The organism is Hankyongella ginsenosidimutans (assembly GCF_005144965.1).
Taxonomy (GTDB): domain Bacteria; phylum Pseudomonadota; class Alphaproteobacteria; order Sphingomonadales; family Sphingomonadaceae; genus Hankyongella; species Hankyongella ginsenosidimutans.
Window position 1 is genome coordinate 1,328,473 of the sequence record NZ_CP039704.1, and the last position, 23,903, is coordinate 1,352,375.

Annotated in this window: 21 protein-coding genes and 10 pseudogenes; 17 read left to right on the forward strand and 14 right to left on the reverse strand. The window is 66.8% G+C overall.

All coding sequences use genetic code 11. The annotated features are described in order from the left end of the window. Nucleotides 1–54 precede the first annotated feature (54 nt). A pseudogene (gene dxs, locus E6W36_RS07740) lies at nt 55–1,975 on the reverse strand (1-deoxy-D-xylulose-5-phosphate synthase). Between the two features lie 455 nt (nt 1,976–2,430). Here dxs and E6W36_RS07745 point away from each other — a divergent pair. The 9 genes and pseudogenes from E6W36_RS07745 (at nt 2,431) to wrbA (ending at nt 9,024) form a co-directional block, all read left to right on the forward strand. After that, on the forward strand, nt 2,431–3,216 hold the full coding sequence (locus E6W36_RS07745) for a sensor histidine kinase (RefSeq protein ID WP_246048233.1): 786 nt from the start codon (nt 2,431–2,433) through the stop codon (nt 3,214–3,216). After that, entirely contained in the window at nt 3,162–3,431 is a 270-nt protein-coding gene (locus E6W36_RS18505; RefSeq protein ID WP_342776832.1) for a LytS family sensor histidine kinase, read from the forward strand. The genes E6W36_RS07745 and E6W36_RS18505 overlap by 55 nt, the downstream gene beginning before the upstream one ends. Beyond that, nucleotides 3,428–4,216: a LytR/AlgR family response regulator transcription factor gene (locus tag E6W36_RS07750; RefSeq protein WP_222874260.1), complete on the forward strand. Its 789-nt coding sequence runs from the start codon at nt 3,428–3,430 to the stop codon at nt 4,214–4,216. Before E6W36_RS18505 ends, E6W36_RS07750 begins: the two co-directional genes overlap by 4 nt. A gap of 32 nt (nt 4,217–4,248) precedes the next feature. Then, nucleotides 4,249–4,964: pseudogene (rph, locus tag E6W36_RS07755) on the forward strand (ribonuclease PH). Then, complete coding sequence (locus tag E6W36_RS07760) at nt 4,961–5,569, forward strand: non-canonical purine NTP pyrophosphatase (RefSeq protein ID WP_222874262.1); 609 nt, start codon at nt 4,961–4,963, stop codon at nt 5,567–5,569. The pseudogene rph and the gene E6W36_RS07760 overlap by 4 nt, the downstream one beginning before the upstream one ends. After that, a pseudogene (gene hemW, locus E6W36_RS07765) lies at nt 5,566–6,707 on the forward strand (radical SAM family heme chaperone HemW). Before E6W36_RS07760 ends, hemW begins: the two are co-directional and overlap by 4 nt. 93 nt (nt 6,708–6,800) lie before the next feature. After that, nucleotides 6,801–7,748: a retroviral-like aspartic protease family protein gene (locus E6W36_RS07770; protein WP_222874264.1), complete on the forward strand. Its 948-nt coding sequence runs from the start codon at nt 6,801–6,803 to the stop codon at nt 7,746–7,748. Nucleotides 7,749–7,896: 148 nt separating this feature from the next. Continuing rightward, nucleotides 7,897–8,310, forward strand: a complete 414-nt coding sequence (gene queF / locus E6W36_RS07775; RefSeq protein WP_246048289.1) for a preQ(1) synthase — start codon at nt 7,897–7,899, stop codon at nt 8,308–8,310. 114 nt (nt 8,311–8,424) lie between these two features. Further along, nucleotides 8,425–9,024, forward strand: a complete 600-nt coding sequence (wrbA, locus tag E6W36_RS07780) for an NAD(P)H:quinone oxidoreductase (protein WP_222874266.1) — start codon at nt 8,425–8,427, stop codon at nt 9,022–9,024. A 116-nt stretch (nt 9,025–9,140) separates the two neighbouring features. Here wrbA and E6W36_RS07785 read toward each other — a convergent pair whose 3' ends face one another. From E6W36_RS07785 to E6W36_RS07840, 12 genes and pseudogenes are all read right to left on the reverse strand, one after another. Next, a complete protein-coding gene (locus tag E6W36_RS07785; protein WP_246048235.1) occupies nt 9,141–9,617 on the reverse strand; it encodes a tetratricopeptide repeat protein in 477 nt (158 codons plus the stop codon). Beyond that, nucleotides 9,545–10,138 carry a cytochrome c-type biogenesis protein gene (locus tag E6W36_RS07790; protein ID WP_222874268.1) on the reverse strand — a complete coding sequence of 198 codons (594 nt, stop codon included), beginning with the start codon at nt 10,136–10,138 and terminating at the stop codon, nt 9,545–9,547. Before E6W36_RS07790 ends, E6W36_RS07785 begins: the two co-directional genes overlap by 73 nt. Then, nucleotides 10,135–10,566: a redoxin family protein gene (locus E6W36_RS07795; RefSeq protein ID WP_222874269.1), complete on the reverse strand. Its 432-nt coding sequence runs from the start codon at nt 10,564–10,566 to the stop codon at nt 10,135–10,137. Before E6W36_RS07795 ends, E6W36_RS07790 begins: the two co-directional genes overlap by 4 nt. Nucleotides 10,567–10,666: 100 nt before the next feature. After that, a pseudogene (locus E6W36_RS23215) lies at nt 10,667–12,621 on the reverse strand (heme lyase CcmF/NrfE family subunit). Next, nucleotides 12,618–13,064 (reverse strand): cytochrome c maturation protein CcmE, encoded by a 447-nt coding sequence (ccmE, locus tag E6W36_RS07805; RefSeq protein WP_222874270.1) that lies wholly within the window; start codon nt 13,062–13,064, stop codon nt 12,618–12,620. The pseudogene E6W36_RS23215 and the gene ccmE overlap by 4 nt, the downstream one beginning before the upstream one ends. Next, nucleotides 13,064–13,228 carry a heme exporter protein CcmD gene (ccmD, locus tag E6W36_RS07810; RefSeq protein WP_222874271.1) on the reverse strand — a complete coding sequence of 55 codons (165 nt, stop codon included), beginning with the start codon at nt 13,226–13,228 and terminating at the stop codon, nt 13,064–13,066. The genes ccmE and ccmD overlap by 1 nt, the downstream gene beginning before the upstream one ends. Beyond that, a pseudogene (locus E6W36_RS07815) lies at nt 13,225–13,965 on the reverse strand (heme ABC transporter permease). The gene ccmD and the pseudogene E6W36_RS07815 overlap by 4 nt, the downstream one beginning before the upstream one ends. A gap of 101 nt (nt 13,966–14,066) precedes the next feature. Continuing rightward, nucleotides 14,067–14,734 (reverse strand): annotated as a pseudogene (locus E6W36_RS23220) (heme exporter protein CcmB). Continuing rightward, nucleotides 14,700–15,281: a heme ABC exporter ATP-binding protein CcmA gene (ccmA, locus tag E6W36_RS07825; RefSeq protein ID WP_222874272.1), complete on the reverse strand. Its 582-nt coding sequence runs from the start codon at nt 15,279–15,281 to the stop codon at nt 14,700–14,702. Before ccmA ends, E6W36_RS23220 begins: the two are co-directional and overlap by 35 nt. Beyond that, a complete protein-coding gene (locus tag E6W36_RS20580; protein ID WP_222874273.1) occupies nt 15,281–15,535 on the reverse strand; it encodes an inner membrane-spanning protein YciB in 255 nt (84 codons plus the stop codon). Before E6W36_RS20580 ends, ccmA begins: the two co-directional genes overlap by 1 nt. Then, on the reverse strand, nt 15,462–15,929 hold the full coding sequence (locus tag E6W36_RS07835) for an inner membrane-spanning protein YciB (protein ID WP_222874274.1): 468 nt from the start codon (nt 15,927–15,929) through the stop codon (nt 15,462–15,464). The genes E6W36_RS20580 and E6W36_RS07835 overlap by 74 nt, the downstream gene beginning before the upstream one ends. A 101-nt stretch (nt 15,930–16,030) precedes the next feature. After that, nucleotides 16,031–16,363 (reverse strand): MmcQ/YjbR family DNA-binding protein, encoded by a 333-nt coding sequence (locus tag E6W36_RS07840; RefSeq protein WP_222874275.1) that lies wholly within the window; start codon nt 16,361–16,363, stop codon nt 16,031–16,033. Between the two features lie 191 nt (nt 16,364–16,554). On the opposite strand from E6W36_RS07840, the gene E6W36_RS07845 reads away from it, so the two are divergent. The 5 genes and pseudogenes from E6W36_RS07845 to E6W36_RS07865 all read left to right on the forward strand — a co-directional run bounded on the left by E6W36_RS07845 (nt 16,555) and on the right by E6W36_RS07865 (nt 19,121). After that, the gene (locus E6W36_RS07845) at nt 16,555–17,070 is read left to right on the forward strand and encodes a sigma-70 family RNA polymerase sigma factor (RefSeq protein ID WP_222874276.1); all 516 of its coding nucleotides are present in this window, start codon (nt 16,555–16,557) and stop codon (nt 17,068–17,070) included. Between the two features lie 3 nt (nt 17,071–17,073). Continuing rightward, complete coding sequence (locus E6W36_RS07850) at nt 17,074–17,475, forward strand: cupin domain-containing protein (RefSeq protein ID WP_222874277.1); 402 nt, start codon at nt 17,074–17,076, stop codon at nt 17,473–17,475. Next, a complete protein-coding gene (locus E6W36_RS07855) occupies nt 17,394–17,717 on the forward strand; it encodes a cupin domain-containing protein (protein ID WP_222874278.1) in 324 nt (107 codons plus the stop codon). The genes E6W36_RS07850 and E6W36_RS07855 overlap by 82 nt, the downstream gene beginning before the upstream one ends. Before the next feature lie 2 nt (nt 17,718–17,719). Continuing rightward, complete coding sequence (locus tag E6W36_RS07860; RefSeq protein WP_222874279.1) at nt 17,720–18,433, forward strand: DUF6134 family protein; 714 nt, start codon at nt 17,720–17,722, stop codon at nt 18,431–18,433. Then, nucleotides 18,430–19,121, forward strand: a pseudogene (locus E6W36_RS07865) (SDR family NAD(P)-dependent oxidoreductase). Before E6W36_RS07860 ends, E6W36_RS07865 begins: the two are co-directional and overlap by 4 nt. Before the next feature lie 64 nt (nt 19,122–19,185). Here E6W36_RS07865 and E6W36_RS07870 read toward each other — a convergent pair. Further along, nucleotides 19,186–19,656 carry an RNA pyrophosphohydrolase gene (locus tag E6W36_RS07870; protein ID WP_222874281.1) on the reverse strand — a complete coding sequence of 157 codons (471 nt, stop codon included), beginning with the start codon at nt 19,654–19,656 and terminating at the stop codon, nt 19,186–19,188. Between the two features lie 124 nt (nt 19,657–19,780). Between E6W36_RS07870 and E6W36_RS07875 the strand changes: the two are divergent. The 3 pseudogenes from E6W36_RS07875 (at nt 19,781) to E6W36_RS07885 (ending at nt 23,664) form a co-directional block, all read left to right on the forward strand. Continuing rightward, nucleotides 19,781–20,592, forward strand: a pseudogene (locus E6W36_RS07875) (histone deacetylase family protein). 162 nt (nt 20,593–20,754) lie between these two features. Then, nucleotides 20,755–22,626 (forward strand): annotated as a pseudogene (locus tag E6W36_RS07880) (2-oxoacid:acceptor oxidoreductase subunit alpha). Nucleotides 22,627–22,642: 16 nt separating this feature from the next. Next, a pseudogene (locus E6W36_RS07885) lies at nt 22,643–23,664 on the forward strand (2-oxoacid:ferredoxin oxidoreductase subunit beta). Nucleotides 23,665–23,903: the final 239 nt, after the last annotated feature.

Consider the following 23,903-nt stretch of genomic DNA (forward strand, 5'->3'; position numbering starts at 1 on the left):
CCGCGTCGCCTTGCGGCTCCTCACAATGACGATTCAACCTAAAGTCATCACGTTCTAGGCGCGCACGACCTCGACAACGCCGACGCTGTTATGACGCAGCGCCGCCAAAGCGGTCTCGACGATATGCGGGGCGTTCAGCCCGGCGTCGTCGTACATCTTCTCCGGCTTGTCGTGGTCCTGGAACACGTCCGGCAGGCGCATGGTGCGGACCTTCAGCCCGGCATCCAGCAGGCCTTCATCCGACAGGTAGCTGAGCACGTGCGCGCCAAAGCCGCCGATCGCGCCTTCCTCGATGGTGATGACCACCTCGTGGCTGAGCGCCAGTTCCCGGATAAGCGCGGTGTCGAGCGGCTTGGCGAAACGCATGTCGGCGACCGTCGCCGGCAGGCCCTGGCGGCCAGTTCGTCGGCGGCCTTCAGCGCCTCGCCAAGGCGCGCGCCCAGCGACAGGATCGCAACCTTCGAGCCCTCGCGCACGATACGGCCCTTGCCGATCTCGAGCGCCTGCGGGTGGCCGGCATCGCGACGCCCAGGCCCTCGCCGCGCGGGTAGCGGCAAGCGATCGGCCCGCTGTCGTGCAGCGCCATGGTGTGGACCATGTGGGTGAGTTCCGCCTCGTCTGCCGCCGCCATCACCACGAAGTTGGGCAGCGACGCCAGATAGGTCACATCGAACGAGCCGGCATGGGTCGCGCCGTCGGCGCCGACCAGGCCCGCACGGTCGATGGCGAAGCGCACCGGCAGGTTCTGGATCGCGACGTCATGCACCACCTGGTCGTAGGCGCGCTGCAGGAAGGTCGAATAGATCGCCGCGAACGGCCGCATACCCTGCGCCGCGAGGCCGGCCGCGAAGGTCACGGCGTGCTGCTCGGCGATGCCCACATCGAACGTGCGGTCTGGAAAGGCCTTGCCGAACGTATCAAGCCCGGTGCCGGATGGCATGGCGGCCGTGACCGCCACGATGCTCGGGTCGCGCGTCGCCTCGGCGCACAGCGCATCCGCGAACACCTTGGTGTATTGCGGCGCGCCGCCCTGGCTCTTCTGCTGCTTGCCGGTCACGACGTCGAACTTGGTGACACCGTGGTACTTGTCGGCGCTGGCTTCCGCCGGGCCGTAGCCCTTGCCCTTCTGGGTGACGACGTGCAGCAGGATCGGACCCTCGGCGGCATCGCGGATATTCTCGAGCACCGGGATCAGGTGGTCGAGGTTGTGGCCGTCGATCGGTCCGACGTAGTAGAAGCCGAGTTCCTCGAACAGCGTGCCGCCGGTCGCCAGACCGCGGGCGTATTCCTCCGCCTTGCGCGCGACCGACTTCAACTGCCGCGGCAGGTGCTGAATGACCTGACGGCCGAGGTCGCGGATCGACAGATAGCTGTGCGACGACAGCAGGCGCGCGAGATAAGCCGAGAGCGCGCCGACCGGCGGGGCGATCGACATGTCGTTGTCGTTCAGCACCACGACCAGACGGTTGCCGGCAGCTTCCGCGTTGTTCATCGCTTCATAAGCCATGCCGGCGGACATCGCGCCGTCGCCGATCACCGCAATGGCTTTGCCGGGCTCACCCTTCAGCTTGTTGGCGATTGCGAAGCCAAGTGCGGCCGAGATCGAGGTCGACGAGTGGGCGGCACCGAACGGATCGTACTCGCTCTCGCTGCGCTTGGTGAAGCCGGAGAGGCCGCCGCCCTGGCGCAGGGTGCGCATGCGGTCGCGCCGACCGGTCAGGATCTTGTGCGGGTATGCCTGGTGGCCGACATCCCAAACCAGACGATCGCGCGGCGTATCGAAAACATAGTGCAGCGCGACGGTCAGTTCGACCACGCCAAGGCCGGCGCCCAGGTGGCCGCCGGTCTGGCTGACGGCGTCGATCAGCTCCCGGCGCACCTCGTCGGCGAGTTGCGGCAGTTGCTCAGACTTGAGTTTTCGCAGGTCGGCAGGGAATTTAACGACGTCGAGGAGGGTTTCCGGGCGTGAGGACACGCAGCCATCTCCTAAAATAGATCAAGGAAACCTTCCTATAATAACCAAAACCCCATTTGTCGAACCCGCTTTGTCGACGCGGGCGCACAGTGTGTCGTTCCTGTGACACTATGCCCGCCTCGTTACGCGCGCGCTCCGGCCCAAGCGAAGGCGCGCGCCTGGCGCTGAAACGGATACGATTGCGCCTCAGCAACGACTTGTCGCATACTTTACCGCGACGAAGCGAACGGAAGAGAAAAATCATGGGCATCAAAGGGTTGTCGCAACTCTTTGTGTAATGCTCTTCTGCCGGCGCGCGCGACGAACGGTTTGTCGCAGCCTTTGTGACAGGCGCGACGCACTATAGCATGACTGGGTGCGATGACGAGTTCTGACCCTCTGATCGAACGGTTCTTCGCCAACAAGGCGCGCGCATTCTGGATTCTCCAGATCGGCGGCTGGTTGGCCTATGCGCTTTGCGTTTCCTCTCCGGCCTTGCCAACCAGATGGGGCTGGACTTCGTCATGCCGACGCTGATTGGCACGCTGACCGGCTTCTCGCTCACGCTCATCATGGCCGGGCTGCTGCGCAAGATCATCGCCATGAGCCAGCCGTTCGTCTGGCTGCTGAGCGCCATCACCGTCGTCACCTTCGCGGCGATCTTCTCCGCCGTCGAGGTCTGGGCCGTCGCGGCCTTCTACGACCCGAGCTGGGAGCCACGCGGCCTGCGCCTGCTTGGCGCGATCCTCACCGACGGCTATGTGCTGACCTCCTGGACCGCGCTGTACTTCGGCATCAACTACTACCTGATGCTGCGCGTCCAGTATGCGCGCAACACGAAGCTGAGCGCCCAGGCGCAGATGGCGCAGTTGCGTATGCTGCGCTACCAGCTCAATCCGCACTTTCTGTTCAACACGCTCAACTCGATTTCGACGCTGGTGCTGCTGCGACAGGCCGAACAGGCAAACGCGATGCTGACCCGCCTCTCCAGCTTCCTGCGCTACACGCTGGCGGCGGAGGCGACGGAGATGGTCTCTGTCGCGCAGGAGGTCGAGGCCTTGTCGCTGTACCTCGACATCGAGCGCATGCGCTTCGCCGAGCGGCTGCGAGTCACGATCGACGTCAGTCCCGATGCGCGCGTGGCCACGCTCCCTCGCTCCTGTTACAGCCATTGGTGGAAAACGCCATCAAATACGCCGTCGCGCCGATGGAGAATGGAGCCGACATCGTCATCACGGTTCGCACATACGGGCGCAGATTGACCATCACCGTGGCCGACACGGGACCCGGCATGGGCAAGGCGCCTGCGGTGCAGGGATCGTCCGGGGTCGGGCACGCAAACATCCGCGAACGGCTCACCCAGGCGTACGGACGCGACCAACTGTTCGAAATCCGCGACAACCTGCCTCATGGAGTCGTCATTCGCATCGAACTGCCACATGAGGTGAATGCTGAAGTACAGGAGGCAGCGGAATGACGATTAAGACCATACTGGTGGACGACGAAGCCCTGGCGATCCAGGGCCTCGAATTGCGACTGCAGAATCATCCCGACATTGACATCATCGATCGCTGCCGCAACGGCCGTGAAGCGATCCGCTCCATACGCGTCAACAAGCCGGATCTGGTGTTTCTCGATATTCAGATGCCGGGTTTCGACGGCTTCGGCGTGATCGAAGGGCTGATGGACATCGAGCCGCCGCTGTTTGTGTTCGTCACCGCGCACAATGAATTCGCCATCAAGGCCTTCGAGGCACAGGCCCTGGATTATCTGCTCAAGCCGGTCGAGGAGCAGCGCCTGGCATCGGCGCTCGACCGCGTGCGGGCGCGTCTGTCGCAACGCTCGGCTGCCGGCGAGGCCTCGCAGCTGCGCAGCCTGCTGAAGACGGTGGCGCCGGACGCCGTCCTGCGCAATGGCGACGAAACCAGCGCCAGTCGCTTTGAGCGCATGATCAACATCAAGGATCGCGGACAGATTTTCCGCGTCGACGTCGAGTCCATCGAGCGTATCGACGCCGCCGGCGACTATATGTGCATCCACTCCGGCGGCCAGACATTGATTCTGCGCGAGACCATGAAGGACCTCGAGAAACGGCTTGATCCGCGCAAGTTCCGCCGTATTCACCGATCGACCATCGTGAACCTGGATCAGGTGCGTCAGGTCCGACCGCACACCAACGGCGAATGCTTTCTGGTGCTCGGCTCTGGCGCGCAAGTGAAAGTGTCACGCAGCTACCGGGACGTTGTCGCGCGCTTCCTCTAATCGTGCGCCTGTCCCCTTTCAGGAGACAGGCCATGCGCCATATGGGCCGCGCACCAGACCAGATGCGCCCCTCGAAATGACGGTGAATGTCTCCCGGCATGCTGAAGGCTCTTGCCTCGTCAAGTTCGGCGACACCCACGTCCTCTGCACGGCCAGCCTCGATACCGGCGTGCCGCCGTGGCTGCGCAACCAGGGCAAAGGCTGGGTGACCGCCGAGTACGGCATGCTGCCGCGCGCAACCCACACCCGCACGGCGCGCGAGGCCGCCAAGGGCAAGCAGACCGGCCGCACGCAGGAAATCCAGCGGCTGATCGGCCGGTCGCTGCGCGCCGTGACAGACCTGGTGGTGCTCGGCGAGCGGCAGATCGTCCTCGATTGCGACGTCCTGCAGGCAGATGGCGGCACCCGCACGGCCGCCATCTCCGGCGCTTGGGTGGCGCTGCACCAGTGCGTTGCCAGGCTGGTCGACGCCGGGACGATCCGCACGCTGCCGTTGCCCGCGCAAGTCGCGGCCGTGTCATGCGGCCTGCTGGACGGCGTCGCCCTGCTCGACCTTGACTATGCTGAGGACTCAACGGCCGGAACCGACGCCAACTTCGTGATGACCAGTTCCGGCGGCCTGGTGGAAGTGCAGGGCACGGCGGAAGCCGAGCCGTTCACGGAGGAGCAGCTGCTGCGGTTGCTGCGCCTTGCGCGCCTGGGCACGGATCAGATCTTCGCCGAACAGCGCCGGGTGCTTGGGCTATGAGCGCCCGCACGCTGATGCCCGGCCCGCTGGTGGTCGCCAGCCACAATGCCGGCAAGGTTCGCGAGATCACTGCACTGCTCGGCCCCTATGGCGTCGAGCCGGTGTCCGCCGGCGACCTCGGCCTGCCGGAACCGGAGGAAACGGAAAACACGTTCGCCGGGAATGCCCGGCTGAAAGCGCTGGCCGCCGCACAGGCGACCGGCCTGCCGGCGCTCGCTGACGATTCCGGCCTGGTCGTCCCGGCGCTGGGCGGTGCACCCGGCATTTATTCCGCGCGCTGGGCGGGGCCGGAGAAGGATTTCACGGTCGCCATGCAGCGCGTGCACGATGAGCTGCAAGCCAAACCGGACGCTGTCTGGCGCGGCTATTTCGTCTGCGCGCTGGCGCTCGGCTGGCCGGACGGCCTGTGCGACACCTTCGAGGGCCGGGTGGACGGCTTGCTGGTCTGGCCGCCGCGCGGAACGCGGGGCTTCGGCTACGATCCCATGGTCCAGCCGGACGGCCACGTCATCACCTTCGGAGAGATGGAGCCGCAGGCCAAACACGCGATCAGCCACCGCGCCCGTGCCTTTGCGCAACTGGTCGCGGCGTGCCTGCCGCGATGACTGCAGCGCTCGGCGTCTACGTTCACTGGCCGTTCTGCGTCACCAAATGCCCCTATTGCGACTTCAACAGCCATGTGCGCGAACGGGTGGACCAGACTGCATGGCGCGCGGCCTTGCTGGCGGATTTGGCCCATGAAGCCGCTTTGACGCCTGGCCACACCGTCGCCAGCCTGTTCTTCGGCGGCGGCACGCCCTCGCTGATGCCGCCCGCCACAATCGCCGCCATCATCGAGGCCGTCCGCAACCACTGGCCGACCACGGACGATCTGGAAATCACCGTCGAGGCGAATCCCTCCAGCGTCGAGGCCGCACGCTTTGCGGAACTGGCCGCCGCCGGCGTCAATCGGCTGTCGCTTGGCCTGCAGGCGCTCGACGACCCGGCACTGCGGTTTCTCGGGCGGCCGCACAGCTTGCGCGAGGGCCTGGCGGCGCTGGATGCAGCGCAGGTGCACTTCGGCCGCGTCAGCTTCGATCTGATCTATGCGCGGCCTGGACAATCACCGGACGACTGGCGCGTAGAACTCACCCGCGCACTGGGGTTCGGCACGACACATCTGTCGCTCTATCAGCTGACCATCGAACCGCAGACCCGCTTCGCCGAGCTGCATCGGCGCGGCGACCTTGCAATGCCGGACGAGGACACAGCGCTCGCGCTCTGGCAGATTACGCAGGAAGCGACCCACGCGGCCGGACTGCCGCGCTACGAGGTCTCCAACCATGCGCGGCCGGGCCATGAATCCCGCCACAATCTCGGCTATTGGCGCAGCGAGGATTACATCGGCGTCGGCCCCGGCGCGCATGGGCGTCGCGGCATGTGCGCGACGGTCCGCCAGCGCAAGCCGGAGGCCTGGCTGGACGCCGTCAACGCCGCGGGTCACGGGCTGGAACAGGAAATCATCCTGTCGCCCGCCGAGCGGATGGGCGAAGCGCTCATGATGGGCCTGCGGCTGTCGGAAGGCATCGACCTGCACCGCCTGGCGGCCCTGCTCGGCGAAAACTCCGTCCGGGGCGCCTCGATGACGCGGCGCTCACGCAACTCTTGGCGCTGGGATATGTTGCGCAGCATGAGGGCGCACTACGCGTCACGGAAGCCGGCATGCCGGTCCTCGACGCCATCCTGCCGCGTTTGGTGCGCTGACGGCCTATTCCCACGCTTCACCGGCAGGTGATTGCGAGAGCAGCGCGAAAGTCGTAATATTGCAGCATGAAGAGATCATTGTGCGCAGCATTATTGTTAATTTCGCCGCTTTCCGCGCATGCGCAGGAAGCGCCGGACATCGCGCCGGCCGAAGCCGCCGAGACCCTGGACTTCAAGACGGTCGAGGATCGCATGACGGTCCCTGTCGAGGTTGACGGGCGCGGGCCGTATCGCTTCGTCGTCGACACCGGTTCGGAACGGACCGTGCTCGCCCGGCAGGTTGCCGAGACGCTGGGGTTAACGCCCGGACGGCCCGTGCGCATGATCTCGATGACCGGCACCGACATCACGGACACCTACCTCATTCCGAAGCTGCGCGTCGCCGCATTGCCTGAGCGCTCTGGCATCGAAGCGCCAGCGCTTGAGGCCTATGATCTCGGCGCCAGCGGCCTGCTCGGGCTGGACAGCCTGCAGGATCATGCCATCGATATCGATTTCGAGAACGGCAGCATGTCCGTCCTGCCCAGCAGGAAGCGCCGCAGCCTGCCGAAATTGCCAAACGAAATCGTCGTCAAGGCCAAAAGCCTGCTCGGGCAGTTGATCGTCACCGATGCGCGGGTCGACAACATCCGCATTCGGGTGGTCATCGACACCGGATCGGCGATCACCATCGGCAACAAGGCGCTTCGCGACCGCCTGAGCCGCAGGCCGCAGCAAATTGCCCAGCTGATGCTGCACAGCGTCACCGGCGATACCCTGCCGGTCGACTATACCATCGTATCGGACCTGCGCGTCGGCGAAGTTCTGATGAGCAATATGCCAGTGGCTTTCGCGGACGCGGAACCGTTCCGCAAGTTCGGCCTGGACGACCGCCCGGCGCTGCTGCTGGGCATGGATGCGATGCGGTTCTTCCGGCAGGTGTCCATCGATTTCCCCAACCGGCAGGTGCGCTTCCTGCTGCCGCGTCAGCGCCAGTTCACCGACGTCACCTATGCCGGCTGGCGCACGCTGAAGAAACCTGCTGGAAAATCAGACTTCTAGAGCCTCATGGATGCGCAGCAGTCTCGAAAAGGCGGCGGCGCTTCACTCCAATCAGGGCAGTCTCTCGCTCCGCGCTTGCCGTGCCTGCCCGGCCGCGCTACCTGCGCCGCATGACCGACGGCTTGACCCATCTGGGGCAGATCAGCCCCTGCCACACTCGCCAGACGCCGCCGTTCTGGACGCGGTGCCGAACCCTCGGCCGGGCGTGCTCTATCTCATCCGCTTCACCTGCCCGGAGTTCACGTCGCTCTGCCCGGTGACTGGCCAGCCGGATTTCGCGCACATCGTGATCGACTACGCGCCGGACCGGACCATCGTCGAGTCAAAGTCCCTGAAGCTCTTCATGGGCAGTTTTCGCAACCATGCCGCCTTCCACGAGGATTGCACGGTCGGCATCGGCCAGCGGCTGGTGATGGAACTTACGCCGAAGTGGCTGCGCATCGCCGGCTACTGGTATCCGCGTGGCGGCATTCCCATCGACGTGTTCTGGCAGACGGCATCCCCGCCGGACGGCCTCTGGCTGCCGGACCAGGGCGTGCCGCCCTACCGCGGGCGCGGCTGATTGTTCGCGATCCAGCGATTATGAAATGACAAGAGGCCGGCTGTTTTCTCCACCCGCCTCGGTTAATGAGCAGGGCACGCAAACAGGTGCATTGCACACGCTCAGGAGGGATCGATGACGAAATTGCTGGTTCTCTATTATTCCACCTACGGCCATATCGAGGCCATGGCCGGCGCAGTCGCTGAAGGGGCGCGCAGCGTCGAGGGCGTCGAGGTGACGGTCAAGCGCGTGCCGGAAACGGTGCCGGAAGCCATCGCCCGGCAACATAATTTCAAGGTAGATCAGGCCTACCCTATCGCCAGCCCGGCCGAACTCGCCGATTACGACGCGATCATCTTCGGCACGCCGACCCGCTTCGGCAACATGACGTCCCAGATGCGCAGCTTTCTTGATCAGACCGGCCAGCTCTGGTTCACTGGCAAGCTGGTCGGCAAGGTCGGCTCCGTCTTCACGTCGACCGGCACGGGCGGAGGCAACGAGTCGACCATCCTGACCTTCTGGCCAACGCTGGCGCACCACGGCATGGTGATCGTCGGCACGCCGTACACCATCCCGGAGATGACCGAAGTGGCGGATCATCGCGGTGGCTCGCCCTACGGCGCCGGCACCATCGCCGGCTCCGACGGATCGCGCCAGCCCAGCGCCACCGAGCTGACCATCGCCCGCCATCAGGGCCGCCACGTCGCCGGAATCGCGAAGAAGCTTTCCGCCTAGAGCCTGATCGGTTGAGGTTGAAGCATATGTGCTTCAACCGAGGGCGTAAATCAGTTTCTTATCAACGATTTAGACCATGATTGTTTCAGGTCGATTCAAACTGAAACGATCATGGTCTAGCGCCCGACGCCGGCCGCCAGCATGGTCTGCGCGGCCTTGACCTTGCGGGCGACATTCTCCCGCCACGGAGCATCCGCCGGCGCGGACGCCAAGAGCGCCTGCCAGGTCTCCAGCGCCTGGTCCGGCTTGCCAGCCTGCAGCCAGGCCATGCCGAGATAGTAGCGCGGGGCCGGATGGTCGGGCGCGATCCGGCTCGCGCGGTCGAACGCCAGCCGCGCCGCCGGACTGACCAGCCCCTTGTTGTGCGCAACCAGCGCCTCGCCCAGCGCCACCCACAGGTCCGGCTGATCGGGCATGACAGCGAGCGCGCGGGTCAGACCCTCGACCGCCTGTTCGCTCTTGCCTTCGCCGCTCAGCGCCACCGACATCGCGATCCAGCTTGGAACGTCCGCCGGGTCCTTCAGCAGACGCGCGCGCGCGCTCCGCTGCGGCGCGGGCGCCGGGCTCTGCCGCTTCCAGATGCGGTGCCGCATAGCCGCTCGCGGTCGGCGCGCCGCGCAGGGCATAGCCGCCGACGCCGAGCGCCAGCATGCCAAGCGCCGCCAGGCGAGGGACGCCGCGCAACCCAAGCGCTGCACCGCAGCCGACGATCAGCAAGGCGGCGGCAACCCAGATCATGACCGGCGCACGAACAATTTACGCGCTGCGAGCGCCCCAGCGCGAGCAGCAGAACCGGCATGGCCCAGAGCAGCCCGGTCTGCGCGGTGACCGGCGGGCGCAGCAGGATGCCGTCTCCGTAGCGGCTGCGCAGATAGTTCTTGATCTGCGGCGGCGTCTCGCCGCGCGCGATGCGTTCCCGCACCAGCGCACGCAGGTCAGCCGCCATCTCCGCGCCCGAGTCGGTGATCGACTGGCCCTCGCACACCAGGCAGCGCACCTCACGCATTACCGCGCGGGCCTCGGCTTCCTGCGCTGCGTCCGGCAGCGGCGCATCCTCCTGCGCAAGCGTGGGTGCTGCCAGCAGCAGGGCCAGCAGGACGCCGAGCACCCTCACGACTTGCGCGCCTGCGCGATGCGGTTGAGGATCATATCGACCTGCTCCGGGCGAATTTCACCGACATGCCGGTAGCGGATGATCCCCTTGCCATCGACGATGAAGGTCTCCGGCGCGCCCGTCACCCCAAGGCTGAACACCGCCTCACCGCGCTGATCCATGCCGATACGCCGGAACGGATTGGGCCGGCTGCGGAAGGTGCGATCCAGCGCTTCCGGCGTATCGCGGTAGGCGATCGCATGGATGGTGACGCCGTGCTGTTCGGCGAGCGCCGCCAAAGTCGGCAGCTCCGCCATGCACGGCGGGCACCAGGTGCCGAACACGTTGACCAGCGTGACGCTGCCCTGCTTGAGATCGCTGGTCGCAAGGCCGGGGTGCAGGCCGTTGTAGCCTGTCAGGGTGAACTCCGGCACCGGCTTGCCGATCATCGGCGACTCCGCCTCGACCGGCGTGGCGCTGAGACCATGGAAAACACCAGCAGAATGCCGCCGAACAGCACCACGGGCGCAAGCCAGACCAGAATTTTCTTCATGCCATACTCCTATTCCGCGGGTGCCGGAGTGAGTGCGCCGCGCAGGGCCGGGCGCACAAGCCGGCGCGCGACGCGCCGGTCCCCACCGCGCCGACCAACCCGCCAGCCGCCATCAACAGGACGCCGGCCCAGATCAACCCCACCATGGGCTTCCAGTGCAGCCGCACCTGCCAGGCGCCCTTGCCGTCCGGCGCGCCGAGCACGGCATAGATGTCGCCAAGTGGCGTCGGTTCGATCGCCGCCTCGGTGGTCTCCTGGACCGGATCGCTGTAGGTGCGCTGCTGGGGCTGCAGCACCGCGACTGGCTGGCCGTCGCGCTCGAGCAGCAACGTCGCCTGAACCGCCGTGTAATTGCGACCGGCGACCGGCGCCACGCCGGCCAGCCGGACGACATAGCCGCCGATCCGTGCCTCGCCACCCGGCTTCAGGGGCGTCAAAACCTCGGTCTCGAAACCGCTGACAACGGCAATGCCAAGCGCCAGCACCGCCAGCCCCGTGTGGCCGAGCCCAAGGCTCCAGACCTGCGCGCGCCGGCGCACCCGCCGTGCGACATCCAGCATCGCCGCCACCGCCAGCAGCACCGCGACGCCGACCCCAGCACCACCGGCGTATCACCGGCGCCGCGCGGGCCAGTGCCCATGCCCCCGCCCCCAGCCCAAGCAGCGTCGGCGTTGCCAGCCAGCGCAGGTGCCGGCCGGGCGTCTTGCTGCGCCGCCAGGGCAGGAACGGACCCGCCGCCATGATGAGCATCAACGGCAGCATGAGCGGCACGAAGGTCGCATTGAAATAAGGGCGCCGACCGAGATCGTCTGGCCAGCCGCCGCCTCCAGCGCCAGCGGGTACAGCGTGCCGACGAACACCGTGCCGAGGGCCGCCGCCAGCAGGAGATTGTTCGCGACAAGCAAGCCTTCGCGGCTGACCGGCGCGAACAGCGCCCCTGCCTCCAGCGACGGCGCGCGCCAGGCGAACAGGACCAGCGCCACACCGATGTAGATCGCCAGCAACGCCAGGATGAACAGGCCGCGTTGCGGGTCGACCGCAAAGGCATGCACCGAGGTCAGCAGCCCCGAGCGCACGATGAAGGTGCCGAGCATCGACAGCGAAAAGCGAGCACCGCCAGCAGCACCGACCAGATGCGCAACGCATCGCGCTTTTCCAGGACGCTCAGCGAATGCAGCAGCGCCGTCGCCGCCAGCCAGGGCATCAGGGCGGCGTTTTCCACCGGATCCCAGAACCAGAAGCCGCCCCAGCCGAGCTCGTAATAGGCCCACCAGCCGCCCAGCCCCAGCCCGAGCGTGAGCGCGCTCCAGGCTGCCAGCGCCCAGGGTCGCAGCCAGCGTGCCCATTGCCTGCCGACGCCGCCGTCAATGAGGCCAGCGACTGCGAACGAAAACACGACCGACAGGCCGACATAGCCCGCATAAAGCATGGGCGGGTGGAAGGCGAGGCCGGGGTCCTGCAGCAGCGGGTTCAGCCCTGCGCCCTGCGCCGGCGCCGGGACCAGCCGGGCGAACGGGTTGGAGGCGACGAGCAGAAACGCATGGAAGCCAAGCGCCAGCGCCGCCTGCGCGCTGAGCACCCGCGCGCGCACCGGCAGCGGGATCGCGCCGCCGAACAGCGCCAGCGCTGCGCCCGAGAGCGCCAGCATCAACACCCACAGCAGCATCGAGCCTTCGTGGTTCGCCCAGACGCCGGTGATCTTGTAGAGGTCCGGCTTGTCCGTATGGGAATTGCCCGCGACCAACGCCACCGAAAAATCCGACGACCAGAACGCCCACATCAGCGCCAGAAACGCCGCCAGCACCAGCAGCGCATGGAGCAGCGCCGCGCGCTCGGCCAGCGCGATCAGGCGGCCATCATGGCGCGCAAGGCCCAGAGTCGGTCCGACGAGCTGGACCAGCGCCACAGCGACCGCCAGCCAGAGCGCGAGATGACCAAGCTCCGGGATCATGACGCCGGCTTGGCGGGATCACGCCATTCGCCGCTTTTCTTGAGCGCTGCTGCCACTTCCGGAGGCATGTACTTCTCATCGTGCTTGGCGAGCAGGCTGCGGGCGACGAACACGCCGTCCGGGCCATATTGGCCTTCCGCGATCACGCCCTGGCCTTCACGGAACAGGTCCGGCACGATACCTGTGTAACGCACCGGCACCTGGGCCTTGAGGTCGGTGACGGCAAATTCCATGGTCAGGCCATCGGCCTTGCGGGCGACGCTGCCGTCCGCCACCAGGCCGCCAAGCCGCACGTTGCCTGCGGGCTGTGCGTGCAGCAGATCGCTCGGTGCGTAAAAATAAGTCACCTTGTCCTGCAGCGCCCAGAGCGCGAACGCTGCCGCCCCGCCGAGCGACGCCAGCCCGGCGCAGACGAACAGCAGCCGCTGATGCTTGGCGCGCACTAGATCGCGTCCCGCCGATGGTCGCGGGCCGCCCGTGCCTGCTTCTCCAGCGTCCGCATGCGCCGGATGCTCAGGATCGCGAGCAGGCCCAGCCCACCGAACGCGACGGCGTAGGCAGGCCAGACATAGGCCGCATAGCGTCCGAAATCAGGTAGCAAGTTCATGAGGGCAGCGGCTCCAGGCTGGCGAGCGTGCGGGCGCGGCGCGTCGCGCCCTCCAGGCGCTGCGCGGCGATCTCCGCCCGCATGCGCACCAGCAGCAGGCAGAGATAGAGGCAGAGATAGGCCGCAGCCATGAGCAGCAACGGCCGCAGCATGCTCGGATCGATGGCAGCGCCGCCGGCGCGGAATACGCTGGCCGGCTGATGCAGGGTGTTCCACCAGTCGACCGAGAATTTGACGATGGGGATATTCACCGCGCCGACCAGCGCCAGAATGGCGGCCGCGCGCGCCGCGGGTGCGATCGTCGAAGGCGGCAGCCAGGATCATGTAGCCGAGATACAGGAACAGCAGGATCAGCACCGAGGTCAAGCGTGCGTCCCAGGCCCACCAGGCCCCCAGGTCGGGCGGCCCCACAACGACCCGGTGATGAGGCAGACTGCCGTGAACGTGGCGCCGATGGGCGCAGACGCCCGTGCTGCGACATCCGCCAGCGGGTGCCGCCAGACCAGGAAGACAGCACTCGCCACGGCGATGCCCGTATAGCAGCCGAGCGCGAGCCAGGCTGCCGGCACGTGCACATACATGATGCGCACGCTTTCGCCCTGCTGGTAATCGGCCGGCGACTGGAACAGCGCGATGTACAGGCCAACGGCAAACAGCAGCAGCGCCACCAGACCCAGCGGCAGGGTCAACGGGCGGGCAATCCGCAGGAAACGGGTCGGGTTGGCGTAAGCGTGCATGGCCTATCCAGTGAGGCGTCTGTGTCGCTCTGACAAGAGCAGGTCCAGCGCGCGTTGACACAGGTCATCGGTGGCAGATTTTGGACCGCTGCATGGATTAGTCAAGCGCCAGGCGCAAGCCCGCGGCTGCGGCAAAGGGCCGACTGCGGCAAAAACAGACTGGTCGCCGCCAGGAGCTTGAACGCCGCGCCGCCTGCCTGCGCATCGAGCGCGCCAACCCCGAAGATAACCAGTGGCGCCGCCAGTGGCAGCACCAGCAAGGAAATGAGCAGGCCGCCGCGCGCCACACCGACCGACAGCGCGGCCGCCGCGACGCCGAGCGCCGAGAGGCCGGCCCGCCGACGGCCAGGCTCAACAGCAGGGTCGGCAGTTGAGCCAGCGGCAGGTTGAGCAGGACCGCCAGCAGCGGCGCGCCCGCCAGCAATGGCAGCAGATGGCCGAACATGTGGACGCAGAGCTTGGCGTAGGCGACCTCGGTCAGGCTCAGCCCCGCTGCCGCCCATTGTTCGAGCGTGCCATCCTCCACGTCCGGCTGCAGCAGCCGCTCCAGCCCAAGCAGCGCCGCCAAGAGAAACGCAACCCAGACGCTGCCGCCGGCGATCCGCCCAAGCATCTGCGGATCCGACCGACGGCGAACGGCGTCATGACGCCAACCGCAAGGAAGAATGCCAGCGCCAGCGCAGTGCCGGACGACCAGGCGAGCGCCAGATCGCGCCGGATGAGCCGCCAGGCCCTCATGCCGCCAGTACCAGGCGGCGATGCGGCGCATCGAGCGGCTGGTGGCTGACCACGACCGCTGCGCCGCCAGCGGCCAAATGCGCCATGACCGCCGCCATAAGGGCGTCTCGACCGGCAGTATCCAGCCCGACCAGCGGCTCGTCCAGCAGCCAGAGCCGCGCATCGGCCAGCCAGCAACGCGCCAGCGCAACACGGCGGCGCTGGCCGTTGGAGAGCAGCCGGCATTCGAGAAACGCCAGATCGTCGAGCCCGAAGCGCTGCAACGCGTCTGTGACGGCACGACCGGAAGCGTACAGCCCGGCCCAATAGTCGAGTTCCGCGTGCACGCTGCGCCGCGGCTTCAGCGCTGGCTCGTGGCCGGAATAGGCGGTCCGGACATGCGCGCGCACCTGCCCTTGGGATGGCGGCGCGATGCCGGCGAGGATGCGCAGCAGGCTGGATTTCCCGACCCCGTTCGGACCGCTGATCTCCAGCAGGTCACCAGCCGCGACCGCAAACTGGACACCGGCGAACAGCCACACGCCGCCGCGACGGCAGCCAAGCGCCTCCACCTCTAGCAAGGACGCGTCTGTCGCCATCACGCCTCGGGCGCGCCGTCCCGCGGGGCATCGCTCAGGGTCAGATCATTTTGCGGCGGCTCGTCCTGGTGCTTCATGATCATTGGCAACTGGCTCGCCGTAAACAGGATCGAGACGACCGTCATGCCCCAGGTGTCGAGTGCCACCCAGGTGTCCGTGGAAAAGTTGCGCCAGACGACTTCATTGAGAATCCCAGACGCGGTGAAAAACAGCGCCCAGTTCCGGGTCAGCTTGGTCCAGCCGGCGTCGGTCATGTCCGGCAGGGCGGCCCATCACCAGCTTCAGCAGCGGTTTGCGCACCATCAGGCCATAGCCAAGCATGGTCGCGAAGATGCCATAAACGATCGTCGGCTTCATCTTGATGAAGGTCTCGTCCTTCAGCAGCAGGGTGAGCGCGCCGAACACCAGCACCAGCCCGCCGGTGACCAGCAGCATGGCCTCGATGCGCCGGGTCTTCAGCCAAGCATAGGCCATTGCGACGACCATGGCGACCATGAACGTGCCGGTCGCGACGTACAGTTTGGCGTCGCCGAAATATTTGCCGCCCAGCCAGTTGGCGGCGAAGAAAACGATCAGCGGGCCGAAATCGACCGCGGCTTTCGGCCAGCCCGTCAGCTCCCTGCGCGCGGGCGTCGTCTCATCCGTCATCGTCTACCCCTTGGGCCGCTCCAGTCGGCGGCGGGCTTCGGCTTACCGGGCTTGGGCACGGGCGGCAAGCGCTCAGCCCGCGCGTTTTGCATCCCAGTCCTTCAGGAGGCGTTTGGGGCCTGTGCCCGCCAGACTGCCAGCAGATTGTCACGCGCCCAAGTTGCGTCGATGTGGTCCGGGCGCATCAGAACCAGGGGATAATCGCGATAATGATCGGTAAAATAGAAGGTCTCGGGCGCAGTCTCGACCAGGACGCCCCGCATCTCCCGGCTGACCTTGAACACGGGCGCATCTTCGTGCGGGCTCCACCAGACCCAGAGCTTGCCATGCGCCTTCAGGCAAGGCTGGCCCCAGCTCGTTGCTTCCGTCACGCCGGGGAGGTCCAGCGACAGGGCGAGACGCTTCAGGTCTTCCCATCCTGTGTGCATCGACATTGTGCGGTTCCTGATCCGGCGGCGGGCACCGTGCGTATAAGCCGTATATTTGCACGAAATGAGCGGCCATGACGATAGCTGTGGTGACATCCGATCTGTACCCGCCTAGGCTGCGTCGCCTTGAACGCAAGGAGGCGTCCCTGCACTCGGCGATTGTGCCTCAAGTCGGATTGTGCCCGCACGGTGCCGATGTGCGCTCCGTGGCCATGGACCGGGATACGGCAGCGTTCGAGCGGCTGTTCGCGCACTTCGCACCGCGAATCAAAGGCTATTTCCTGCGATTGGGCGTACCGGCTGAACTCGCCGAGGAGCTGGCGCAGGAGACCATGGTGGCGCTCTGGCGCAAGGCCGAGAGCTTCGATCCGACCCGCGCCTCGGTTGCGACCTGGCTGTTCACGATCGCCCGCAACAAGCGTATCGACCGGGCGCGGCGCGACCGTCGCCCCGACGCCGGCGCGGACGACATGGCGGACCTGATGGGTGCCCTGCCGGGCGCGGACGCCGGGGCCGACGCCACTTTCGGGGCCGCCTGGCTCACACGCGCCCTGACCCAGTTGCCGCCTGACCAGCGGCAGGTCCTCGATAAGGCGTTTTACGAGGAGAAATCGCACAGCGTGATCGCCGAGGAACTCGGGCTGCCGCTCGGGACGGTCAAATCGCGGATCCGCCTGGCCCTGGTGCGGCTCAAGGCGCTGGTGACGGAGTAGCCCATGACCGTAGAAACCGCGGAACTGATGTTCGATACGGTGACCGGTGCGGCGTCGCCGGCCATTGGCCTGGTGATGCGCACCCAGCGCGACCTGAATGCGCAGGCCGACGCTGCCTTCCGGCGCATCGAGGCGGTCGGCGGCGCGATGCTGGAGGCTGCGCCGCTCGCTGCGATGTCCGATGGCGCGCTGTCGGCTGTACTGTCCCGTATCCGCACCCTGCCGGCTGCGCCCGCACCCAGGCCCGCGCCGGTGCCAAACAGCCTGCGTGCGGTGATCGGGGACAGCTATGACCGGCTGGCCTGGCGATCGGCGGGGCCGGGGTGGAGGAATATCCGATCGCTCTCGGCGACACCGGGCATGCGGTCAGCCTGCTGCGCATCGCGCCGGGCCGGTCGCCGCTGACGCACCGGCACGACGGCGAGGAACTGACTCTGGTGCTCGAAGGCGACTATTGCGACGAAGTCGGCCGGTTTCGCCGCGGCGACCTGCAGATCGCTAACGAAAGCCTGTCGCATAAACCTGTCGCCGGTGCTACCGGTTGTCTGTGTCTGACCGTGCTGGCGGCGCCGGTGCGGTTTTCCGGGCCGGTCGGCTGGCTGCTCAACATCTGGCGGCGCCTGCATGCCCGCAAGCCTGGGGAGTAGACTTGGCGCTCACAGCGTTTCTCCTTGCAGCAGCGGCCACGGCAGCGCCCGTGCTGCCGAGCCTGCCGCCGCTCTTGATGGAGCCGGACGGCCGCTCCTATCTGTTCGAAAGCTATGACGGCGACCGCAAGGTCGGCGAGCACAAGATCACGTTTCGCGCAGCCGCAGGCACGCTGGTGGTCGATGTCGAAGCGCGGATGGCCGGCAAGATCATGATGTTCGGCTTCGACTACGACCATCGGGCGCGCGAGATCTGGCGCGACGGCGGGCTGCAGCGCCTCCAGTCCAAGACCACCCTCAACAGCCGGACCGACTGGGTGGATGCCACACGCGTCGGCGAGGAAATCGACATCCGTTCGAAATTCGGCGCTTTCACGGCACCTGCGTCCATCGTGCCGACTGGCTGGTGGAACCCGGGCTGGTCCGACGACAACACCATGCTGAACAGCCAGAAGGGCACCCTGGAAGACGTTGTCATCAAGGCGGTCGAGCCGATGCGGGGCGGCGGCGAGGAGCTGCTGGTGCGCGGCAAGCTCAACATCGATGTGACCTACGACGACAAGAAATGCCTGGCCGGACTCGACTTTCGCCTGCCGGTCACCGGCAAGCGCATCACCTACAAGCTGGTGGCGCGCCCGCTGGCCTCAGCCGCCCCGGACCTCGCGAAGGAGCCGCTGATCGCGCGCTGCCTGGCGACCGGCGGCAGCGCATCGTGAGCGTACTGCCGCGCACGCTCTGGCTGATCGGCGCCTCGACCGGCATCGGCCGGGAAACCGCGCTCCAGCTTGCCCGCGCCGGCGCGACCGTCGTGGCCAGCGCCCGCAGCGCCGGCAAGCTGGCGAGTCTCGCCGAAGAAGCGCCCCGGGGCGCATCGTGCCGCTGGCCTGCGACGCCGCCGATCCCGAGAGCCTCAAGGCTGCCTACGCTGCCGCCAAGGCCGTTGCCGGCCCGATCGAGGCGCTGCTGTTCGCCGCTGCCACCTGGACCCCGGAGACCGAACAGGCAGTGGCGCTTGCGCCGGTGCGCCATGTCTTCGAAGTGAATTTCTTCGGCTGTCTGGCCGCCATCGAGGCCGTCACGCCGGACATGATGGTGGCCGGACGCGGGCGGATCGCGGTCATTTCCTCGGTCGCCGGCTTTCGCGGCCTGCCGCGTGCATTGGCCTACGGATCCTCCAAGGCCGCGATGACCCACATGGCGGAGACCCTGCGCCTGCAGTTGTGGCGGCATGGCATCATCGTGCAGGTGGTACACCCCGGCTTCGTGCGCACGCCGCTGACCGACAAGAACGACTTTCCCATGCCGTTCCTCATGGAACCGGACCAGGCAGCCGCGCGCATCGTCGCGGGGCTGCAGTCGGACCGTTTCGAGATCACCTTTCCCGCCGGTTCACGATGCTGCTGAAGCTGCTGCGCTGCCTGCCCTACGCCTGGTATTTCCCGGCCGTGCGTCGGGCGACCGGCATGCGCTAATCCGCCAGATGGGCAAAACGGCGCACGAGTTCGGCATAGACCTCGCGCTTGAACGGCACCGCCAGCGCCGGCAGGTCCGCCAGAGGCAACCAGCGCCAGGTACGAAATTCCGGATGGGCGGTCGCGAGATCGATCTCGTCGTCCGTCCCAAGGAAGCGCATGGCGAACCATTTCTGCGCCTGGCCGCGGTAGCGCCCGCCCCACATGCGCCCCACCAGATGCTCCGGGAGGTCATAATGCAGCCATTCCGGCAATTCCGCGATCAGGCCGGCGTTCCGAGTGCCGATTTCCTCCTCCAGTTCGCGAAACGCCGCCGCCAGCGGGTCCTCGCCGGGGTCGATGCCGCCCTGCGGCATCTGCCAGGCCTCCGCGACGGTGTCGATGCGCTGGCCGACGAACGCATGCCCCGCACCGTTCAGCAGCATGATGCCGGCGCAGGGGCGATAGGGCAGCGAGGATGTCGCCATCGAAGTCTCCGGGTCGTGTGGGCAGCCGTTCGATGACGCATGTGCACCCGATTGTCCATCACCCGCAGTATACGGCGCCCTGCCGCCGGGGCACCGCTTCCCGATGGACAAATATCAGGCGGTCATGCTGGCGCTGACGGATCAAGGCGCCGCCCACTGGAGTGCCACGCACAGCCCGCAACCGATCGGGCAGGCCGATGCAGCGCGCGTCCACGGTACAACCTATGCTGCCCAGGTCTTCGCCAGCGACTTGCCGCCGGAGGCGACACGCCGGATCGGCTTTGCAGTCACACCGGCGATCGTGCAGCGCGCGCGACTGGCGAGCGGCGGCACGCTGCTAGCGGCGCGGCTGGCGCTCGTGCATGGCTGCGCCTCCAACACCGCCGGCGGCAGTCACCACGCCGGGCCGTGGGGCGGCTCCGGCTACTGCGTGTTCAACGATGTCGGTATTGCTGCGACGCTGCTGCTGGCGAACGGCGAGATCGAAAGTGCGGCCGTGCTCGATCTCGATGTGCACCAGGGGACGGAACTGCGGCACTGTTCGCGGACGAACCGCGCGTGGTCACAGCGTCCATCCACTGCGCGGCGAACTTCCCGCACCGCAAGGTGCCGGGCGATCTTGATGTCGGGCTGCCTATCGGGACTGGAGACCATGCCTATCTGGAAGCTTTGGCGCAGATGTTGCCAAAGTTGCTCGCGCGCAAACCCGCGCTGCTGTTCTACAACGCTGGGGTCGACCCGCATGCGGATGACCGACTCGGGCGGCTGGCGCTGACGACCGCCGGCCTGGCGGAGCGCGACCGCATGGTGCGCACGGCCTGCGGATCGGCGCGCGTGCCGCTGGTGAGCGTCATGGGCGGCGGGTACGGCAGCGACGCGGCGGCGATCGGCCGTCTGCACGCGCAGACCATCGCCGTTATGGCCGGCGTCCTTTAGCCCAACTTGCCGGGGCCAAGAATATCTGCCCTGCGATCCTCTGGCGGGGCGCGTTCCGGCTTGCTACATACGCACCCGCAGGTCGGCGTCGTCTAGCGCCACCGCTCGACTCCTGTGCAGGTGCCGATTAGAGTTCCGGCCCGCATCTGATAAGGATACTTCATGGCCACAGCATATAAGGAGGCTGCCGCCGCGCGTTCGCTTGCTGGCGATGCGGCCGCGGTTGTCGTGCGCTTTGCCGGCGACTCAGGGATGGCATGCAACTGACCGGCGGTCAGTTCACGCTCTCGACGGCGCTCGCCGGCAATGACCTGGCGACCTTCCGGACTTCCCCGCCGAAATCCGCGCGCCGACCGGCACCCTGTTCGGCGTGTCCTCGTTCCAGATCAATTTCGGCGCGACCGAGATCGACACCGCCGGCGACGACATCGACGTGCTGTTCGCCATGAACCCCGCGGCGCTGAAAACCAACCTCAGCGCCCTGAAACAGGGCGGCGTAATCTTCGCCGATACCTACGAGTTCAACGCCCGCAACCTCGCCAAGGCCGGCTATGCCAGCAACCCGCTGGAAGATGGCAGCCTCAAGGGCTATCAGGTCGAAGCACTGAACGTGACCCAGTTGACGCTCGATGCGGTCAAGCCGTTCGGGCTCGGCAACAAGGAAGCGATCCGCACGAAGAACATGTGGACGCTGGGCCTGGCGCTCTGGCTGTTCGACCGCGACCGCCAGCCCCTGGTCGACTGGATCAACGGCAAGTTCGCCAAGAAGGCGGACATTGCCGCTGCGAACGTCGCTGCGCTGAACGCCGGCCATGCCTTCGGCGAGACGGCGGAGCTGGGGCTGAAGCGGGTTCACCTCAACCCGATCGAGTCGCAGCCCGGCTTGTACCGCACCATCACCGGTGGTGAGGCGCTCTCGCTTGGCCTGGTCGCCGGCGCACAGCTGTCCGGGCTGGAGCTGTTCCTGGGTTCCTACCCGATCACCCCGGCCTCGCCGCTGCTGCACGCGCTGGCGAAGCTGAAGGAATTCGGCGTCACCACCTTCCAGGCCGAGGACGAAATCGCTGCGATCTGCGCCGCCATCGGTGCCAGCTATGCCGGCAAGCTGGGCATCACCTCGTCGTCCGGCCCCGGCATCGCGCTGAAGGGCGAGGCCATGGGCCTTGCCATCATGACCGAACTGCCGCTGGTGATCGTCAACTCGCAGCGCGGCGGCCCCTCGACCGGCCTGCCGACCAAGACAGAACAGTCCGACCTCTATCAAGCAGTTTATGGCCGCAACGGCGACGCGCCGCTGGCCGTGATCGCGGCGCGCTCGGCCGCCGACTGCTTCGACGCCGCGATCGAGGCGTGCCGGCTGGCCGTGCAGTTCATGACCCCGGTTATGCTGCTGACGGACGGCTATATCGCCAATGCCGCCGAGCCGTGGCGCGTGCCGAGCCTTGGCGACTATGCGCCGTTCCCGGTGCAGTTTCACACGACGCCGCCGGCTGAAGGCGAACGACTGAACCCTACGCCCGCGACCCGGAAACCCTGGCGCGCATCTGGATCAAGCCCGGCGCGCCGGGCCTCACCCACCGGATCGGCGGCATCGAGAAAGGCTACGACACCGGCGACATCAGCTACGACGCCGCCAACCACCAGAAGATGACCGACACCCGTGCCAACAAGATCCTCGGGATCGCCCGGCACATCCCACCGCAGGAGGTGACGATCGGCGCGCCGGAGGGCGATCTGGTCGTCGTCGGCTGGGGCTCGACCTACGGGCCGATCGCCCAGGCGGTCACCCGTGCGCGCAAGGCCGGCAAGGCGGTCAGCCATGTCCATCTGCGCCACATCTGGCCGCTGCCCGAAAATCTCGGTCCGCTGCTCAAGGGCTTCAAGCGTATCCTGGTGCCGGAAATGAACACCGGACAGCTGAAGACCCTGTTGCGCGACCAGCTGCTGGTCGACGCCCGGCCCTACAACAAGGTCTCGGGCCAGCCGTTCAAGATTCGCGAGATCGAGGCCGCCATCGAGGCGGCGCTGGCGTAAGCCGAGGAACAGACCCATGAACGACATGACCGACCTGAAACCACTGACCCCGGACGACTTCACCTCCGACCAGGAGGTGCGCTGGTGCCCCGGCTGCGGCGATTACGCCATCCTGAAGTGCATGCAGCGCACGCTTCCTGCGCTGGGAGCACGGCCCGAGAACACCGTGTTCATCTCTGGCATCGGCTGCTCCAGCCGCTTCCCTATTACATGGCGACCTACGGCTTCCACACCATCCACGGCCGCGCGCCAGCGGTGGCAACCGGACTGAAGCTCGCCAATCCGGACCTCGATGTCTGGGTCATCACCGGCGACGGCGACGCGCTGTCGATCGGCGGCAACCACACGATGCATGCGATCCGCCGCAACGTCGACCTCAACATCCTGCTGTTCAACAACGAGATTTACGGCCTGACCAGGGTCAGTACTCGCCGACCAGCCGGGTAGGCACCCGCTCGCCGTCGACGCCGTTCGGCTCGGTCGACCGCCCGGTCTCGGCCTGCGGCTTCGCGCTTGGCTCGAACGGCCGCTTCGTCGCCCGCACCATCGACACCGCTCAAAAGCACATGCCGGAGGTGTTCGCCCGCGCCTACCAGCACAAGGGCGCAAGCTTCGTGGAAATCTTCCAGAACTGCATCGTCTATAACGACGGCGTCTGGGCCGTTCACCGAAAAGCCGGTCGCTGCCGACACCCAGTTGCTGCTGGAGCACGGCAAGCCGATGATCTTCGGGAAGAACAAGGACAAGGGCCTGCGCCTCAACCGCGACAGCCTGCACCTCGAGGTCGTGACTGTCGGTGTGGACGGCGTGAGCCTCGACGACGTTCTGGTACACGACGAGACCAACAAGGCGGTCGCGCAGATGCTGGTCGAGATGCCGTTCGGGCCATTTCCGGTCGCGCTCGGCGTGCTCTACTGCGATCCGGCGCCGACCTTCGAGTCCGCCGTGATCGCGCAGGCACGGGACGTGGCGGCCAAACGGGGTGCTGCCGATTTCGACAAACTGCTGCGCGACGGCCAGACCTGGACAGTGCGTTAGGGACGGCGCGGTAACGCTGGGCAGATCGCGGCATTTTTGGGCAATTACGCGAAGGATCGACCGCCGCCCAGCCGTAGAAGCCATGAGGAGCATGATGCGGCGGATGGATGAGACCCTCAGACCGATGCCGCGCTGGTGGCTGGCGTTGCCGCCGGCGATTCGGCTGCGTTCTCGGCGCTGGTCGACCGTCATCATGCACGCATCGTTGCGCTTGCCTCACGCATCTTGATGGACGGCAG